General features: G+C 69.9%; 12 protein-coding genes. 5 read left to right on the forward strand and 7 right to left on the reverse strand.

Annotation, left to right across the window (positions count from 1 at the left end):
• Positions 1 to 23: 23 nt before the first annotated feature.
• The 7 genes from ACOGXI_RS07730 to ACOGXI_RS07760 all read right to left on the reverse strand — a co-directional run bounded on the left by ACOGXI_RS07730 (position 24) and on the right by ACOGXI_RS07760 (position 5,680).
• Positions 24 to 1,244, reverse strand: a complete 1,221-nt coding sequence (locus ACOGXI_RS07730; protein WP_419938292.1) for a 6-bladed beta-propeller — start codon at positions 1,242 to 1,244, stop codon at positions 24 to 26.
• Positions 1,241 to 3,571: a M56 family metallopeptidase gene (locus ACOGXI_RS07735; RefSeq protein ID WP_419938293.1), complete on the reverse strand. Its 2,331-nt coding sequence runs from the start codon at positions 3,569 to 3,571 to the stop codon at positions 1,241 to 1,243. Before ACOGXI_RS07735 ends, ACOGXI_RS07730 begins: the two co-directional genes overlap by 4 nt.
• The gene (locus ACOGXI_RS07740; RefSeq protein ID WP_419938294.1) at positions 3,568 to 3,951 is read right to left on the reverse strand and encodes a BlaI/MecI/CopY family transcriptional regulator; all 384 of its coding nucleotides are present in this window, start codon (positions 3,949 to 3,951) and stop codon (positions 3,568 to 3,570) included. The genes ACOGXI_RS07735 and ACOGXI_RS07740 overlap by 4 nt, the downstream gene beginning before the upstream one ends.
• Positions 3,952 to 4,211: 260 nt before the next feature.
• Entirely contained in the window at positions 4,212 to 4,418 is a 207-nt protein-coding gene (locus ACOGXI_RS07745; RefSeq protein WP_419938295.1) for a hypothetical protein, read from the reverse strand.
• Entirely contained in the window at positions 4,415 to 4,927 is a 513-nt protein-coding gene (locus ACOGXI_RS07750; protein WP_419938296.1) for a hypothetical protein, read from the reverse strand. Before ACOGXI_RS07750 ends, ACOGXI_RS07745 begins: the two co-directional genes overlap by 4 nt.
• A gap of 62 nt (positions 4,928 to 4,989) precedes the next feature.
• Positions 4,990 to 5,388, reverse strand: a complete 399-nt coding sequence (locus tag ACOGXI_RS07755) for a type II toxin-antitoxin system VapC family toxin (RefSeq protein ID WP_419938297.1) — start codon at positions 5,386 to 5,388, stop codon at positions 4,990 to 4,992.
• Positions 5,381 to 5,680, reverse strand: a complete 300-nt coding sequence (locus tag ACOGXI_RS07760; protein ID WP_419938298.1) for an AbrB/MazE/SpoVT family DNA-binding domain-containing protein — start codon at positions 5,678 to 5,680, stop codon at positions 5,381 to 5,383. Before ACOGXI_RS07760 ends, ACOGXI_RS07755 begins: the two co-directional genes overlap by 8 nt.
• A gap of 310 nt (positions 5,681 to 5,990) precedes the next feature.
• On the opposite strand from ACOGXI_RS07760, the gene ACOGXI_RS07765 reads away from it, so the two are divergent.
• Genes ACOGXI_RS07765 through ACOGXI_RS07785 form a run of 5 tightly spaced genes read left to right on the forward strand, consistent with a single transcriptional unit; the run spans position 5,991 to position 15,258 of the window.
• Positions 5,991 to 6,779 (forward strand): SDR family NAD(P)-dependent oxidoreductase, encoded by a 789-nt coding sequence (locus ACOGXI_RS07765; RefSeq protein WP_419938299.1) that lies wholly within the window; start codon positions 5,991 to 5,993, stop codon positions 6,777 to 6,779.
• The gene (locus ACOGXI_RS07770; protein WP_419938300.1) at positions 6,776 to 10,708 is read left to right on the forward strand and encodes a hydantoinase B/oxoprolinase family protein; all 3,933 of its coding nucleotides are present in this window, start codon (positions 6,776 to 6,778) and stop codon (positions 10,706 to 10,708) included. Before ACOGXI_RS07765 ends, ACOGXI_RS07770 begins: the two co-directional genes overlap by 4 nt.
• A 54-nt stretch (positions 10,709 to 10,762) precedes the next feature.
• Positions 10,763 to 11,110: a hypothetical protein gene (locus ACOGXI_RS07775; RefSeq protein ID WP_419938301.1), complete on the forward strand. Its 348-nt coding sequence runs from the start codon at positions 10,763 to 10,765 to the stop codon at positions 11,108 to 11,110.
• On the forward strand, positions 11,091 to 12,392 hold the full coding sequence (locus ACOGXI_RS07780; protein WP_419938302.1) for a type II toxin-antitoxin system HipA family toxin: 1,302 nt from the start codon (positions 11,091 to 11,093) through the stop codon (positions 12,390 to 12,392). The genes ACOGXI_RS07775 and ACOGXI_RS07780 overlap by 20 nt, the downstream gene beginning before the upstream one ends.
• 4 nt (positions 12,393 to 12,396) lie before the next feature.
• Positions 12,397 to 15,258, forward strand: coding sequence for a leucine-rich repeat protein (locus ACOGXI_RS07785; RefSeq protein ID WP_419938303.1), 2,862 nt, complete (start codon positions 12,397 to 12,399; stop codon positions 15,256 to 15,258).
• Positions 15,259 to 15,372 lie beyond the last annotated feature (114 nt).

The raw sequence follows: 15,372 nt of genomic DNA on the forward strand, positions 1-15,372 counted from the left end.
GTTTCGACGTCAGCCCGCCGAGCTTACCGGACGGCGGGCGCGATGCGTGCGCGCATGACGTAGGGCACGTCGAGTTCGTCCGTCACGATCAGCCAGACCCGATCGCCGCGCACGACCGGGGTCACCTGATCGAAGAGGTTGAGGCCGAGCCCCAGGCTGGCGGTTCCGAGGTACGCGCCGTCCCCGGAGTAGACATCGAAGAGGACTTCCGCGCCGCCGGACGGCGTGCGAACCCACACGTTGCCCTCCGCTGAAGTAAAGATGTCCTCGACGGCGGGACTGACGGTGGGGACCCGGGACCAGTCCCATTCGGCCACGCCCATATTCGAGGTCATCTGCCGCATCATGTCGATGACGGAGTCGCGCTCGACGGCGGGGACGGCGACGGGCGGTCGCCGGGTCTCGACGAGAAGCGTGGTGTCGCCGCCGGGCCGCCACCGCTTGATGCGGTATTGCGGGTCGCCGGCCCGCGTCGACCAGAAAGCGCCCTGCGGATCGATGTGTCGGATCTCGGCCGCGTAGAACGGGATCGAATACGCCATGTAGCCGCCGCCCGTCTCCTGGTAGAAGGCGCCGGGCTGGCTCGCGGGATCCCACTCTTCGTCTTCCGGGACTTCACCCGGCAGCGGCAGCGAGTCTACCCGGGTCATCGTGAAATCGTAGACGTGCAGTCGTCTCCGGTTCCCGGACCGCCAAGGCCGGTAGATGCGGTTCCCGTTCACCATCGCGCCGTTCCAGGTCGCGTTGAAGTTCGCATCGGCGAACGGGAAGGACTCGACGAAACCGTCCTCGGGATCGAAGACCGACATCCGCCCGTTGCGCGTATCCGGGACCCAGATGCGGCCCCGCGGATCCAGCATGAGCCCCGTCGCGTTCGCGAACTCACCGGGCCCCTCGCCTTTACGGCCATGCGTCGCGAGATGAGCGCCATCGGGTTCGAAGACGCGGAGTTCCTGCGCCTGCGAATCGAGGACGGCGAACCGCCCGTCCTCCAGCACGACGAGACTCTTCAGACGCCCGAACGCGTCCGGTCCGGCCCCCTCAACCGTACCGACGCGCAGTTCCTCGACCAGTGTCCAGGTGGGGGAGGCATCCGGACTCGGAACGTTCGTGACGCGGATCGTGCCCGACGGCAGGGTGTCCCGCACCGTGGTCCAGCCGGGCGGAGGCGCGTTGTCGCCGCACCCGGCGAGGGTGACCCACGCCACGGCGAGCAGGGCGGGGTTCCTTCCTCCATACATCATTCGACGCCCGCCGCCGAGCCCACGAGGCGGCGGAGCGCGGCGATTTCGTCCTCGAGCGAGTCTTCGATCTCCTCGATGCGGCGGTCCGTGTCCAGTTCCTCGATCAGCCGCTCGATCTCGCGCGTCTTCCCCTCAAGATCGTACGCCTCGATCTCGGCTTCGATGGCCGCGACCTTCCCCGACGCGTCGTAGTCTTCGATCTGCTGCTCCACTTCGCGGGTTTTTCCCTCCGCGTCGTAGGCCGCGATCTGCTCCTCAACTTCCTGGAGTTTCCCGTCCAGGTCGTACGCGGCGATTTCCTCCTCGGTCCGCCGCATCCGCGACTCCAACTCCCGAAGCTCATCCTCCAGCGCTGCCCGGGTTTCGGCTCTCGCCGCCAGCCGCATTGCGGCGTTCAAAGAAGAGATCCGGCCGCGGTAGGAGGAGATCAGGCCGCGCAGACCGCTGACATGACCCCGGTACCCGGACATCCGGCCGCGCAGACCGCTGATGTGACCCCGGTATCCGGACATCCGGCCGCGCAGACCGCTGACGTGACCCCGGTGCCCGGAGATCCGGCCGCGCAGACCGCTGACATGACCCCGGTGCCCGGAGATCCGGCCGCGCAGAGTGGACTCCTCCCCCCGAATCTCCATCACCTCCCGATACCCGTGCATGATCCGGAGCATCAGATCGTGCCACTCGCGTGCCTCGGCGTCGAAGGTCCCGCGCACGCCGTCGACGCTCCACTCGTATTCGATGCCGCCGGGGCCCTCGGTGATCACGAGGCGGCGGGTCTGGTCTTCCCTCGACTCGAGAAGAAGCCAGCTGTCCGCGCCCACGGCTCGGACCTCGGTGCCGTCGTCGCTCATCACCACGTCGCCGTGTGTCCGCATGCACAGGTGCATCCCCTCAACCGATCTCTCGATCGTGCGGTCTCCCTGGCTCCAACGGGTGACCCGCAGGCCCCCGCCTACCCTCATCGTGCGTATCGAATCGCTGCCGGCCCACGGGCACTGGATCTCCTGCCGGGGGAGCCGGTCGAGGGACGCCGCTGGGCGAGCGGGCATGGCCATTGCGCCCCCTGCCTGGGGTTCCACCTGGGCGGCAACGGCGAGTTTTCGCTCGCGCGGTGCCGGGATTGCGGCCGGAGGGGCGTCGCTTGCGGCCGGAGGCGCGTCCTCCCGGGCGGGCCCGGCTTCGTGAGATGGCGCCGGAGCTTCGTCGAACGGGACGGGACGGGCGGCAGCGACAGAGACCGCCGCCGAGCCTACGATCGTCAAGGTCACGGCAGTCCGGGTCACGCTGGGACGCGGGCGCCTGCGGTTCAGAATGGCCACGATTCTTGTCTCCAGTTGCGAGGTTCTTACGAGGGGGAGCGCGAGTACGTTCGGACGACGGCCGCGGGCGGACGCGAGCCGCAGAAGGAGGCGAGCGTAGTCGGAGGGACGCGCTCCGAGCGCGAGCACCTCCTCGTCGCACGCCTTCTCGCTGGCGATCTCCGCGCGTCGTGCCGCGAACCAGCCGAGGGGATGGAACCAGTAGAGGGCGAGCACGATCCGCCGCACGAGCTGCCGCAGCACGTCTCTTCGGCGGATATGGATGAGTTCGTGGGTCAGCACCACCGCCCGCCGTTCGGGGCTCCATTCCGCCGCCGCCGCGGGGAGCAGGATCACCGGCTTCCACAGCCCGCCCGTCATCGGCGTGGCGACCGCCTCACCGGAGAGGAGCCGGACCTCGCCGCGGAGGCCCAGCCGGCGCCGCAGCTTCTCGGCCTCGCGCACCCAGCCGGGGTCGCGCACGGGCCGGGCCGTCCGCACCAGCTTCCGCAGCCGGAGGACGGCGAAGGCGAGCGAGACCAGCGAGAGGGCGCAGCCGGCCAGCCACGCGATCCACGCGATCCGGACGGCGGAGCGCCCCGTGGCGGCGTTGGCAGCGCTTCCCGCCGCGTCGGCGCGCCCCGGCAGCCCGGCGCGCCCCGCCAGCCCGTCCCGCGCGGCCAGTCCGGGCCGCTCTGCCGGGACCAGGGCCTCCCGCGCTTCGCCGGTCTCCAGCGTCGGCATGGAGCCGGGGGCATCGAGGGTGGGGTCAAGGGTCCGAGAGGCGGCGGCATCGACCACGGCCGGGGCCGACTCGCCACCACGGTCGCCACCACGGGCCGGAAGGAGCGGCACCTCCCACGAGGGACCGAAGAGGCTCAGCAGAGGCAACACGAGGACGAGGGCGAACGTCGCGGTCCAAAGCAGATGCAGGGTCCCCGAAGCTCCCCGCCGTCCGAACCACGCGAGCGCGAGCGCCAGCAACAGCAGCAGCGTGACCTGTGCCGTCAGCACCACGGCGGGGATCACCGTCCCTCCTCCGCCGCCTTCTCGATCATCTCCCGGAGGCGGGCGTGTTCCTCCGGCGTGAGGCCGCCCTCGCGAAGCTCGAGCAGCGTGGCCACCGCCCCCTCCACCGAGTCGCCGAAGAAAGTCTTGAGCACGCGGCGCATGGCCGAGCGCCGGGCGCGCAGGGCGGGCATCGTGGGCGAATAGAGATAGCGCGGTCCGTCCGCTTCACTCACCAGGTGTCCCTTGTTCACGAGACCCCGCAGGATCGAGCGGACGGCCGAGTAGGTCGGAGGGTCCGCCATGTTCTCCTGGATCTGCGCGGCCGTTGGGTTCCCCAGTTCGTACACGAGATCCATGACCTCGCGCTCTCGTCTGCTCAGTTCCGGGAGTGGCTTCACTGCGGTCGTCTCCTTCTCCTGCGACGTCTCACGAACGCTCCGGGGCCGGTATTCGGGGGCCGGTGTTCCCTCTGCCCAAGTCAACCTGGCACGAGTGTGCTGAAAAATCAACACGTCCTGTAGACAAGCGTCCTTCCCGGAGGGTTGCACCTCGTGAGCGTCGTGAGACGGGACTGCACCCGGGATGCCGCGCGTCCGGAGACGTTCCCGCGGGAACGCGCGGACGTGGCGATGAGGGACCTGCAGTCAGCCGAGCGAGATCACTCCTGGTCGAGGCCGAGCACGCGGCGACTGAACGCCGGGTCATCGTACTCCTTCGGCCACCTCTCGCGGTCACCCTCGATTCCGAGCCGGCGGCGCGCTGCCTCGAGCTTGTCGAAGTCGATCCCGCCGCCTTGATTGTGGCGGACAAGTTCGACCCAATCGTCGCCACGCTGTCGCAGCTCGTCACCTCCGCCGCTTGTCACTGATTCCCCGATTCGAGCAATGCCGACTCCTCAGGCGGCGAAACCTGCTCGGCTTCTTCGACGGGCCGGATCGGCGGCTTGAAGACAGGGACCACCAAGCCACCCATACCGGCGCGGGCCGCAAAGGTCTGAACCAGCTCCCGCCAGTACGGCCACACGTTGTAGGTGCCGTTCAATTCGGCGAAGTGTCCCAAGGCATCCCTCGGATACGAACTGGCGTCTTCCAAGCGATACACTGCCAAAAACGTCGCGTCGATGCTGACGAGTTCCTGCTCCTGTTCAGCGTTCTCGGCTCCAGTGCCTTCAAGTATCAGGTTGACTTGCACAAACAAGCAGTCCAATCGGCTGGGCGGCAACTCGAATCGGCATCGAAATCGCTGTGTCAGCTGAGCAACTTCCGGCGGATCGAAGGGATCGAAACCCGTCCTCATCTCGGCATGGGTGAGGTTGACAGATTCGATAGCTACGTTTCGCGACACCAAGCTCGCGCGATCGAGATTCGTAGTCACGACGACTTCCTAAGCGCCCCTCGGCAGCGTGCGGCCTGCCGACCCTGTACCCGGCAGTTCCTCTACCGGATCAGCACGACCGTCACCCCGGCGATGGAGACTTCGGCCCAGCTCCGGTCGGCGGTGAGTACCGGGAGACCGAGTCGGCACGCGGTGGCCAGGCACGCCCGATCTCCCAGTCCGAGGCCGAGGTGCCGTGTCCTCCGGCGGTAGGCGCCGCTGAGCAGGGCGGTCTCGCGGTCGAAGGGAATGATCTCGATCCCCGGTTCATCGAAGACGCTGGCCACCGCTCCCGCGGTCCAGTCGCTCTGCGAGAGCCGCGCCGCGACTTCGGCCACGTTCACGGACGACATGGCCGCGCCACGTTCAAGCGCGCGGACGACGCGCTTCGCGCCGGGCTCCTCGAACAGCGCCGCCAAGACGGCTGAAGCGTCCAGAACGCTCGCGACCGGCTCAGTCACGGGCGGCTTCGGCTCGCCGTTCCAGGATGAACTCATCGACGACGCTCTCGGACCCCCGTCGCTTCTGCCGCGCGATGGCCTGAAGGCGCGCGAGGGCCGCGCTCGGGGTGCGCAGCCGGATCGTGTCGCCCTCCAGGCCAACCACCAACTGCTGCCGGCCCCGGATGCCGAGCGCCTTCCGAAAGCGCGCGGGAACCACCAGCCGCCCCGCTTCGTCGATCGTCACCCGCTCGGGTTCGGGCAGGGGATCCGGCGAAGCGTCGGACAGCGAGTCTGGAGTGCTTTTCTTCATGGCATGCTCCGGTTTTCTGGTATATATCAGAAAGATACCGTGACGGGGTCCGGTTCACGAAAGGGCGACACCGCGACCCGCCGTGGGGAACACCCTGCTGCTGCATGCCAGACGCCGCCTTTGTCGATACCATGGGAACCGCCGCTCCGACCTCCCCAGCTTCGCTTCGATGGTCAACTTGGGATCATCGACGCGGGAGGCAGCAGCGGAGGAGGCAGCAGCGGAGGAGGCAGCAGCGGAGTGACTCAGAGCGAGACTGCCACCGCAGAAAGCATCCGGCGAACCAGGGTCGAATCAGGAAGGGCTCAGCATGATCACACTCGAGGGGAAGACCGCGATCGTCAGCGGGGCGGCGAAGGGGATCGGGGCCGCGTGCGCGCTCGCCTTCGCCCGTCACGGGGCGGATGTCGTGCTGGGGGACGTACTGGAGGAGCGCTGCGCGGACACGGCCCGACGCATCGCGGAGGAAACCGGCCGGGAGACGCTCGCCGTGCGCGCGGACGTGAGCGAGGAGAGCGACTGCGCCCGCCTGCTCGACGCCTGCACGGAACGTTTCGGAGGCTGCGACATCCTCCTCAACAACGCGGGGATCATCGCGGCGGGCTCGATTCTGGACGCCGAGGTCGAGGACTTCGACCGAGTGCTGGGCGTCAACCTGCGCGGGACCTTCCTCCTCTCCCGTCTCGTGGCGCGCCGGATGGTGGAGCGCGGCGTGAAGGGGGCGATCATCCACATGTCGTCCACGAACGCGGTCGTGACGATCCCGAACCAGCTCGCCTACGCGGTCTCCAAGGGCGGGATCATGCAGCTCACGAAGGCGATGGCGGTGGCGCTCGCGCCGCATGACATCCGGGTCAACGCGATCGGGCCGGGGACGATCGTCACCGACATCCTCGACTCGGTGATCGCGGACGAGGAGGCGCGGCGCACGATCCTCTCGCGCACCCCGCTGGGGCGGTTCGGGGACGCGGACGAGATCGGGACGGTGGCCGTCTTCCTCGCGAGCGACTACGCCTCCTACCTCACGGGCGAGACGATCTACCCGGACGGCGGACGGCTGGCGCTGAACTACACCGTCCCCCTGCGGGAAGACGGGTGAGCGGCCGACCCATGCCCGAAGCCCGGCTCGCGATCGACATCGGGGGAACCTTCACGGACGTGGCGTTGGAGGCCGGCGGGCGCCTCGTGACGACGAAGGTGCTTACGACCGCGGCGGCCCCGGAGCGCGGCGTCCTGGAAGGCGTGCACAAGGTGCTGGGGCTGGCGGACGTCCCGCCCTCCGCCGTGCGTCTCGTCATCCACGGCACCACGCTGGCCACCAACGCGATCATCGAGCGGCGGGGGGCGCGCACGGCGCTGATCGTCACCTCCGGGCACCGCGACGCGCTGGAGATGGCGCACGAGAACCGCTTCGAGCAGTACGACATCGGGGTCGACCGTCCGGAACCCCTGGTGCCCCGCCGCCTCAGGCTCCCGGTGGAGGAGCGGGTCGACCACCGCGGACACGTCCTCATCCCGCTGGAGGAGGATTCGGTGCGCGCGCTGCTGCCGACGCTCGAGGCGGAGGGGGTGGAATCCGTCGCGGTCGGGCTCATCCACGGCTACGCCAACCCCGATCACGAGCGGCGGATCGGCGAGATCCTCGAGGCGTGGCGGCCGGGGCTCCCGGTGACGCTGGCCTCGGACGTGTGCCCGGAGGTGCGCGAGTACGAGCGGCAGTCGACGGCGTGCGCGAACGCCTACGTGCAACCGCTCATGGCCCGCTACCTCACGGGACTCGCGGAGTCGCTGCGGGAGTCGGGCCTCGCCTGTCCTTTCCTTCTCATGACCTCGGGCGGAGGACTCACGACGCTCGAGACGGCGGTCGCCGCTCCGGTCCGTCTCGTGGAATCCGGGCCCGCCGGGGGCGCGATCCTCGCCAGCCACCTGGCGCGAAGTCTGGACCTGGGCGACGTCCTCTCCTTCGACATGGGCGGGACGACGGCGAAGCTGTGCATGATCGACGGCGGTCGGCCGCTCCATTCCCGGACCTTCGAAGTCGCCCGCAGCTACCGTTTCAAGCAGGGGAGCGGGCTGCCGGTGCGGATTCCCGTCATCGAGATGGTGGAGATCGGGGCCGGGGGCGGGTCGATCGCGGGAGTCGACGACCTGGAGCGGATCCAGGTGGGGCCCGCAAGCGCCGGGTCGGAGCCGGGGCCGGCGGCGTACGGACGGGGCGGAGATGAACCCACGGTGACGGACGCGGACGTCGCCCTGGGGCGGATCGATCCGGAGTTTTTCGCCGGCGGCTCGATTCCCCTCGACCGGGGGCGGTCCGAAGCCGCGATCGAGGCTCGCGTGGGCAGGGAACTTGGGCTCGACCCGAAGCTCGCCGCGCTCGGCATCAGCGAGATGGTGGACGAGAACATGTCCAACGCGGCGCGCACGCACGCCGTCGAGTGGGGGAAGGGGGTGGCCGGCCGCACGCTCATCGCCTTCGGCGGCTCCGCCCCGATCCACGCGGCGCGGCTCGCCGACAAGCTGGACGTGGACCGCTTCCTGGTGCCGGCCGACGCCGGCGTGGGTTCGGCCGTAGGCTTCCTCCTGGCGCCCATCTCCTACGAGGTCGTTCGCAGCCGCTACATGCGACTTTCGGCGTTCGATCCGGAAGTGGTGCGGGAGGTGTTCGCCGAGATGCGGGCGGAGGCGGAGGCCGTGGTATCACACGGGGCGCCCGGAGCGGCCACGACCGGGAAGACGCGCGCCTACATGCGCTACGTGGGCCAGGGCCACGAGATCGGCGTCGACCTCCCGGCGGACCTCGGGGACGGGGCAACCCTCCGTGACGCGGCGGCCCTCCGCGAAGCGTTCGACCGCGGCTACGAGACCGTGTACGGACGCACGATCCCCGGACTGGACATCGAGGTCCTGAGCTGGACGCTCGTCGTGTCGGCGCCCGCGACGCCGGCCGCGGACGTTCCCGCGGGAACGTCACCCGGTGAACGGACCCCGCCAGTTGACCAACTGGCCGAAGCGGACGTTCCCGCGGGAACGTCTCCCGGGGGGCAGGCCGCCGCGAAGAAACCGGAGCCGGAGCGCCGGACCGAACTGTGGGACGGATCCGGCGGAGAGTCGATGACCGCGGCGGTTCACAGGCGAGCGGCGCTCTCGGAGGGAGCCCGCGTTGAGGGTCCGGCCGTGATCGCCGAGGACCAGACGACGACCGTGGTCCCGGACGGATGGGAAGCGCGAGTGGTCCGCGGGGGTCACCTCTTCGTCGAGCGGCGGGCGGCGAGAGCGTCGGCGGAAGCGACAGCGAGCGCGGAGGCGGCGGGCACCTTGGCGGCAGCCTCCGGCGCGGCGGGCGGCGGCGCGCACACCGGCATCGCCGCGCTCGAAGGCCAGATCATGTGGAGCCGGCTCCTGTCCGTGGTCGAGGAGCAGGCGCGGACGCTCGTGCGTACCGCGTTCTCGACCCCCGTGCGCGAGGCGGGCGACCTCTCCGCCGGCGTGTTCGACCTCTCCGGACGCATGCTCGCGCAGGCCGTCACGGGCACGCCCGGCCACGTCAACGCCATGGCCGCCTCCGTCGGGTTCTTCCTTCGGGACTTCCCCGTGGAGACGCTGCGCGAGGACGATGTCCTCATCACGAACGATCCCTGGGAGGGGACCGGACACCTCAACGACTTCACCGTGGTCACGCCGACATTCCTGGATGGGCGTCCGGTCGCGCTGTTCGCGGCCACGAGCCACATCGCCGATGTCGGGGGACGCGGCTTCGGGGCGGACGCCAACCAGGTGTTCGAGGAGGGGATCCGCCTTCCCATCGGATACCTGATCCGCGGCGGACGGGTGGACGAGACGCTCATGCGGCTGGTGCGGGCAAACGTGCGCGACCCGGACGTGGCCCAGGGCGACCTCTACTCGCTGGCCGCCTGCAACCGCACGGGGTGCGAGCGGCTGGTGGCGATGATGGCGGAATTCGGGATCGATTCCCTGGAGCCGCTGGCGGAGACGATCATCTCCACCTCGCGGCGGGCCATGCGGGAGCGGATCGGCGCGCTCCGCCCCGGGACCTACCGGAACCGGATGCGGATCGACGGCTACGATGAGGACCTCGACCTCGTGTGCGCGCTCACGGTCCTGCCCGACGGGGCCATCAGGATCGACTGGGACGGCACCTCGCCCATGTCGTCGCGCGGCATCAACGTCCCGGTGACCTATACGCGCGCGTACAGTTCGTTCGGCGTGCGCTGCATCGTCGGCTCCGAGGTCCCGAACAACGCGGGGTCGCTGGTCGCGATCGAGGTCTCCGCCCCGCCGGGATCGCTGCTCAACGCCCCCCCTCCCGCCGCCGTCTCCGCGCGCCACGCAATCGGACAGATGCTGCCGGACGTCGTCCTCGGCTGCCTCGAACAGGCGCTGGAGCCCGGAGCCGTCCCCGCGGAAGGCGCGTCGTGCCTCTGGAACCCCGTCATCATGGCGGGGCCGGGCCTGACCGGCGCTTACCCCTACCACGGCGAGGCATTTGTCGTGAACCCCTTCCACGCCGGCGGCACGGGCGCCCGCCCCGGGAAGGACGGCCTGTCGGCGACGGCCTTCCCCTCCGGGGTCCGCAGCACGCCGATCGAGATCACCGAGACCGTCGCGCCGCTCATCTTCTGGCGGAAGGAGTATCTCCCGGACTCCGGCGGTCCGGGCAAGTGCCGGGGCGGCCTGGGTCAGGTGATGGAGATCTCCCACGCGGCGGACGAGGCGTTCGCCGTCTCGAAGATGTTCGAGCGGGTCCGCAATCCGGCCCGGGGACGCGACGGGGGCGGCGACGGCGCCGCGGGCCGGGTCCACGTCCTGGGCGTGGGCGAGTTCCGGCCCAAGGGCCGCGAGGTCGTGCCCCCCGGCCGACGCATCGTCCTGGAGACACCCGGAGGAGGCGGACTGGGCGACCCGGCAGCGCGCCCGCGCGACCGGGTCCGCGAAGATGTCCGCGACGGCTACGTCTCCGCCGACGAGGCGGGCCGCGCGTATGGAGCGCGGTCGGCCTTGCCGTAACAACCATGATAATGTACGGTATCGCCAATACCGCATACTAAAATGGTCATTACGATGAAGAACAACCTTCACGGCACGTTGCCGCTTCCGGTTCGGCGACTCCTCCGCAAGCTCGGCTCCGACATCAGGGATGCCCGTCTCCGCCGCCGCATCCGCGCGGCGACCATGGCGGAACGGGCACTGATCAGCCGAACCACCCTCGGCAAGGTCGAGCGGGGCGATCCGGGCGTCTCGATGGGCAACTACGCGACCGTGCTTTTTGTCCTGGGGATGGAGGACGGCCTGGCGGAACTGGCCGACCGCAAGCGGGACGGACTTGGGCTCGACCTGCTCGAGGAACGCCTGCCGCAGCGCGTACGCGTCGCCGCGCTCCGCTCCCGGCGTGAGCACGCAGACGATTGAGGCGACCGAGGTGGAACGCCGGATACGGGTCCATCTGGACCTGAACGACACACCCCTCCTCATCGGAAGGCTCTGGGTCAGAGTTCGTGGCAACCGGGAGAGCGCGACGTTCGAGTACGATCCCGGCTGGCTGGACCACCCGCGACGGTTCGCGCTCGAGCCGGCGCTGACGCTCGGGCCCGGGCCCTTTCATACCCGGAAAGCACTCTTCGGATCGATTGGCGACTCCGCGCCCGATCGCTGGGGACGCGTGCTGATGCGCCGCGAGGAGGCTCGCCGCGCCCGGCGGGAGGGACGGACGCCGCGCGCGCTGTTCGAGTCCGACTACCTCCTTCGCGTCGATGACGAAGCTCGCATGGGGGCGCTCAGGTTCTCGTTAGTTTCAGCGGGCGGAGACGGACCCTTCCTCGCCGAGCCCGGGGAGAGGCGGGTTCCCCCACTCGTCGAACTGGGCCGGCTCCTCGCTGCAGCCACACGAGTCACGCGGAGGGAGGAGCGAGATGACGATCTCCGTCTTCTCATCGGACCCGGGGCCTCGCTCGGCGGCGCCCGCCCCAAGGTCGCCGTGAGGGATGGCGCCCACGGGCTGGCCATCGCGAAGTTCCCCGGCGCCAGGGACGACCACGATCTCGTGCTGTGGGAAGGCGTCGCACTCGAACTCGCCGCACAGGCCGGCATCGACGTGCCTGTATGGCGTTTCGAGCAGATTGCGGGGCGACGCGTTCTCCTCCTGCGACGCTTCGACCGCGAGGCGCGCCGCCGCCTGCCGTTCCTGTCGGCGATGAGCATGTTGGGGGCCGATGACCGCGAATCGAGGTCGTATCTGGAGATTGCGGACGCTCTGCGGCGCCACGGCGCGGCCGTCCGGCGTGATCTGACCGAACTCTGGCGCCGCGTCGTATTCAGCATCCTCATCTCGAATACCGACGACCACCTCCGCAACCACGGCTTCCTGTATGAGGACGGACAGGGGTGGCGGCTCTCCCCGGCCTATGATCTGAACCCGACCCCGGCAGAGATCCGCCCACGCCTTCTACAGACGTATATTGACGAGTACGATGGCGCCGCGTCGGTGGACCGCGCGCTCGCCACCGCGGCGTACTATGGTCTGGATCTCGACGACGCGAAGCGGATCGTCGGCGAGGTCGGGCGGGCGGTTTCGGCCTGGCGCGGGACCGCAGCAGGTTTCGGCGCTTCCCCGGAGGAGATCATGCGGATGGAATCCGCCTTCGAACACGAGGATCTGGACGAGGCGACCCGTGACACGGCGCCTTCACGGTGACCTGATGGCGGATCGGACACGGAACAGGTGGACGCTGGCGTGCGTCGCGGCGGCGATGGCCGCCTGCGACGGCGGCGCCACCTCGCCGCCGCCGGAGCCCGCGCGCACGCCGGTGGCGACGGTCGGCGCCCTGGCGCCGGACGTATCGGAGGGGCTGGATGCGATCGTGTCCGTCCGTCTCGATCCCCCGCCGGCCTCGTCCATCACCGTCCGCTACACCCTGAGCGCGGACGGAGACCCGGCCACCGCCGACGCGGACACGGCGGACTACCGCGCCGATGGCTCGGTGTCCGTTCCCGCGGGGACGAGCGTCGCCGAGGTCCGGATCGCGATCCGCGACGATGACGACATCGAGCCCGCGCGCGAAGCCTTCCTCTTCCGCCTCGACGCGCCGGCGGCGGGCGCGGGATATGAACTCGGAGCGGCCACCTCAACGCAGGTGACGATCGCGGAAGGCGTTTGCGACCGAACTCCGGAGATCCGGGACGCGCTCGTCATCCGGAGTCGCGCCGAGAGTTGCTCGGCCGTGACGACGCAGCACCTGGGTATCACGACGCTCAACCTCGCGGGCACCGAGATCCCCACCCTCAGGCCCGGCGATCTTTCCGGCCTGTACAACCTCAGAAACCTGGACCTCTCCGGCGTCGGCTTCACCGCCTTTCCGGTGGGCGTGTTCGCCGATCTCACGAGCCTCGAGACGCTGCGCCTGCGGAACAACGGTTTCGAGACGCTGCCCGCCGACGGGTTCGCCGGGCTCGCGAGGCTGAAGTCGCTGGACCTGGGCGACAACGCGCTGACCATGCTGTCGGCCGAGTCGTTTGCGGGACTCGCGTCCCTCGAGACGCTGGAGGTGCGGGCCAACGCGCTCGCCACGCTGCCGGCGGGCGCGTTCGCGGAACTCTCGAGCCTGGAGCGACTGCACCTGGGCGGCAACGACTTCACGACCCTCGGCGACGGCGTCTTCGCCGGGCTGGGCCGCCTGAAGTGGCTCTACCTCGGCAACGGCCGGATCGGCGCGCTGGAGGCGGGCGTCTTCTCCGGCCTGGCCGAACTGGAGAGCCTGCTGCTCCAGGACACCGGGCTCGAGGCGCTCCCCGCCGGCGTGTTCGCGGGCCTGGGCCGCCTCACGGAATTGCGGCTGGACCGGAACGGACTGGAGACGCTCCCGGAGAGTGCGTTCGCGGACCTCTCCCGCCTGGAGTCGCTCCGTCTGTACGGCAACCGGCTCGTGGGGCTGCCCGAGGGGCTGCTCTCCGGACTCTCCGCGCTCCGCGTGCTGCAACTGAACAGAAACCGCCTGGCGACGTTGCCGGCGGGGACGTTCGTCGGCCTGTCCGGCCTCGACACGCTGCTGCTGGCGGAGAATCCCGGGGCCCCGTTCGCCCTCGCGCTGGAACTGAAGCGGACCGACAATCCGGACCCCGCCGCCACGGGTCCCGCCCGGATCGCGCTCTCCGTGACGGAGGGGGCGCCGTTCGCGATGACGGTTCCCCTCTCCGTTCGGGGCGGCGCACTCTCGTCGGAGACGGCGGTCCTCGAGGTGGGGAGCGAACGGAGCGCCGAGATTACCGTGACCGCGACGGAGGGCGGCCAAAGCGAGGTGCAGGTGGTCGCGGGCCCCGCGCCCGGAGTCCCGGGAAGCGTGACCGGAATCGAGATCGGACTGGGGGACCCGCTCATCCTGTTCGGGGAGGGGACGAACGCGCCGCCCGTGCCCGAGCGCGAAGTCGCGCCCCAGCGCCTGCAGGCCGGCGGCCAGCCGACCATGCTCGCGGCAACCGGGTATTTCCGCGATCCGGAGGGGGCCGACCTGCGGATCGCGGCCGTCACGGCCGACTCCGCCGTGGCGATGGCGACCGTCGCCGACGGGGTCGTGACGCTGTCGCCGCTGGGCGCCGGATCCACGACAGCGACCCTGACCGCCATCGATCCACCGGGCGCGACGGCGGAACTCACCTTCCGCGTGATCGTGCGGGAAGCCGCCCCGCGACCCTTCGACATCGACCTCATCCTCCTCGACGAGGTGACGGCTTCCCAGGCGGAGGCCTTCGAGGACGCGGTGGACTTCTGGTCCGCGATCCTGCAGGACACCGAGTTGCCGGACGTGCTCCTCGGGCCGGACACCCCGCTCGGGTGCTGGGACATCATGAGCGAACAGCGCATCGGCACCGTCGACGATGTCGTCATGGTGGCCTCCGTCCGGGAGATCGACGGCGAGGACGGGGTCCTGGCCCGCGCCGGCCCGTGCGGAGTCCGCGACGCCTCGAGGCTCCCCTTCATGGGCGCACTCGAGTTCGACGCCGCCGACCTCGCGCGCCTCGCGGAGGAGGGCAGCGCGAAGGACGTGGAGGAGGTGATCCTGCACGAGATCGGCCACGTGCTGGGGATCGGCACCGTGTGGATCGACCACGGTCTGCTCCGGAACCCGTCCATTCACAATACAGGCGCGGACACGCATTTCACGGGCCCGCTGGCCATCGCCGCGTTCGACGAGCGGGGCGGAGCCAACTACAACGATGGCGCGAAAGTTCCGGTCGAGAACACGTCGGGACCCGGGGCGGCGGACTCCCACTGGCGGGAATCGGCGCTCGGCCACGAATTGATGACGCCGTTCCAGATGGCGGGCGATCGCGACCTCCTCAGCCTCATCACCGTCCAGTCGCTCGCGGACCTCGGTTACGCCGTGAAGGTCGGACTCGCCGAGATCTACCGGATCCCCGGATCCACGGGCGGAGATCGAGCGGGACCGGCGCGGGGCGACAAGGCGGCGCCGGGGCGCCGCATCCCCTACGGCGACGACATCCTCCGGGGGCCCATCAAGGTCGTGGACCGCAACGGCCGCGTGGTCCGCGTGATCCCCAACTGACCGATTGCAGGATTGCGCCATGAGCACCGTGACCATCTCTTCCCGGTATCGAGTCGTGACACCCCGAGACCTCCGTGAACGCATGCGACTGAAGCCGGGACAGGAGGTGCAGGG

Source organism: Candidatus Palauibacter sp. (assembly GCF_965208055.1).
Classification (GTDB): domain Bacteria; phylum Gemmatimonadota; class Gemmatimonadetes; order Palauibacterales; family Palauibacteraceae; genus Palauibacter.

Coding starts and splice junctions, on each gene's coding strand:
- ACOGXI_RS07730 (WP_419938292.1), bottom strand. CDS start 1,244: ATGATGTATGGAGGAAGGAACCCCGCCCTGCTCGCCGTGGCGTGGGTC.
- ACOGXI_RS07760 (WP_419938298.1), bottom strand. CDS start 5,680: ATGAAGAAAAGCACTCCAGACTCGCTGTCCGACGCTTCGCCGGATCCC.
- ACOGXI_RS07765 (WP_419938299.1), top strand. CDS start 5,991: ATGATCACACTCGAGGGGAAGACCGCGATCGTCAGCGGGGCGGCGAAG.
- ACOGXI_RS07775 (WP_419938301.1), top strand. CDS start 10,763: ATGAAGAACAACCTTCACGGCACGTTGCCGCTTCCGGTTCGGCGACTC.
- ACOGXI_RS07785 (WP_419938303.1), top strand. CDS start 12,397: ATGGCGGATCGGACACGGAACAGGTGGACGCTGGCGTGCGTCGCGGCG.